The 1,789-nt window shown below is 65.7% G+C and carries 2 protein-coding genes and 1 pseudogene; all 3 read left to right on the forward strand.

The genetic code is table 11. The annotated features are described in order from the left end of the window. Window positions 1–665 (forward strand): TraB/VirB10 family protein (locus RLDS_RS32530; RefSeq protein ID WP_021224641.1); only part of this gene is annotated, 665 nt, incomplete at its 5' end. Next, window positions 652–1,524 (forward strand): DsbC family protein, encoded by an 873-nt coding sequence (locus RLDS_RS32535; protein WP_020818504.1) that lies wholly within the window; start codon window positions 652–654, stop codon window positions 1,522–1,524. The genes RLDS_RS32530 and RLDS_RS32535, both read left to right, overlap by 14 nt. Next, window positions 1,521–1,789 (forward strand): annotated as a pseudogene (locus tag RLDS_RS56870) (TraV family lipoprotein); the annotation flags it as partial. The gene RLDS_RS32535 and the pseudogene RLDS_RS56870, both read left to right, overlap by 4 nt.

Genomic DNA, 1,789 nt, shown 5'->3' on the forward strand with positions numbered 1-1,789 from the left:
AAGGCAACACCACCTACACGGACAGCGTCAATTATTTGCCGCCGAACAGCTTCGCGAGGGCGAAGGTGATCGTCGGCGTCGACGCGAGCGCCGGCGTGAACAGCCAGACCGACCCGCTTCCGGTGGTGCTCCGCGTTACGGGGCCCGCGCGTTCGGTCTATCAGAACGGCCGGCTGCTTACGACCAAGATCGAAGGCTGTCTCATCAACGGCGCGGCGCGCGGCGATCTTTCGAGCGAGAAAGTCTACGTCAAGCTGCAAAAGATGACCTGCCCGCAGCCGGGCGGCCGCTACGCCGTGTCGGAGGTGAAGGGATTCATTGCCTTCGGCGGCAAGACCGGCGTGCGGGGAAGGGTGGTGTCCCGCGAGGGCTCGCTCGTCACCCAGGCGTTCCTGGCCGGGCTCGCCGGCGGCTTCGGCCGCGGCTTCTCCGCGAATGCCAACAGCGTGTTCCAGGGAACGAACATCACCACGAACGGGCAGCGCGACAAGCTTTCGACGGGCGAAATCCTCGAAGGCGGCTTTGGCGAAGGCGTCGCGCAGTCGGGCGACATGGTGTCGAAATATCTGATCGAGCGCGCCGAGCAATATCAGCCGGTGATCGAAATGCCGACCGGGATCGATGTCGAAATTGTTTTCTTGGAGGGTGTCTATGTCCGCAATTGATCGTGTCCGCTCGCTCACTCGGCGATCGCGCCTTCTGGTTGCGACCGGCGCGGCCCTGAGCGTCGCGGGCATCGCGCTGGCCGCAGATGTGGGCAGCGCCGAAAGCCAGGTGCAGGCGCTCCTGAAGGCGCGGTTACCCAAGACTGCCGTGAGTGCGATCGACTGCGGCAAAATTGCGGGCCTGTGCGAGATCACCGCGGGCGAGAACCTATTCTATGTCGACACCAGCGCCCGCTATCTGGTGATCGGGCGCGTCTATGACATGCAGACCCGTCAGGACATAACGGCGGCGCGCCTGCTCGAGATGAACCCCGACATGCTGGTCGGCTCCTCCGCGCGGGCAAACGCGCTTGCCGCCGGCGGCGAGGAGGAGGCGGGCCAGCAGCTGGCGGCAGCACCTGCACGGCTCGAGCGGCCGGCAAGTCCCGCCAAGGCGCGAACGCTTTCGCTCTCGAGCCTGCCGAAGGATGGCGCGATCGTCTGGGGGAATCCGGCGGGCCCGACCGTCACGGTCTTTTCGGATTTTCGCTGCGGCTATTGCCGGGCGCTGACTGGCGTTCTCAAGGACATGAACGTGCGCGTGGTCGAGCGGCCGATCTCGGTGCTGGGAAGCCGGGATCTCGCCGACCGGGTTTACTGCGCCAAGAACCGCGAGGCTGCGCTCCATGCCGCCTATGCCGGGCAGCCGATAAAGGGCGAGGCTTCGTGCAACACGGCCGGCCTCGATGCGAACGAGGCCTTCGCGCAGCGGAACGGCCTCAATGGCACTCCCGTCATCGTGCGTAGCGATGGCGCGATGATCGAAGGATATCGCCCCCGGGCTTTCCTTGAAGCATGGCTTCGGGAGGCGCGGTCATGAGAAACGCTGCGTTGCATAGCCCCTGGCGCCGTCTCGGCGCGCCGCTGCTGCTTTCGACCGCTCTTGCGCTTGGAGGTTGCGCAGCGCTCGGCGGAAATGTGCGCGGCGACTTTTCCTGCGCTGCTCCTGATGGCGTCTGCGCGCCGAGCGCAACGATCGATGACCGCGCGCTTGCCATGATTACGGCAGATGCAGCTGAAGGGGTCGCGCTTCCGGCTGACGCTGCCCCGCGTTCCACCAGGGATCGGAGCCGTCTTGGCTCATC

Source organism: Sphingobium lactosutens DS20, from assembly GCF_000445105.1.
Classification (GTDB): Bacteria; Pseudomonadota; Alphaproteobacteria; order Sphingomonadales; family Sphingomonadaceae; genus Sphingobium; species Sphingobium lactosutens.

Coding starts and splice junctions, on each gene's coding strand:
- RLDS_RS32535 (WP_020818504.1), top strand. CDS start 652: ATGTCCGCAATTGATCGTGTCCGCTCGCTCACTCGGCGATCGCGCCTT.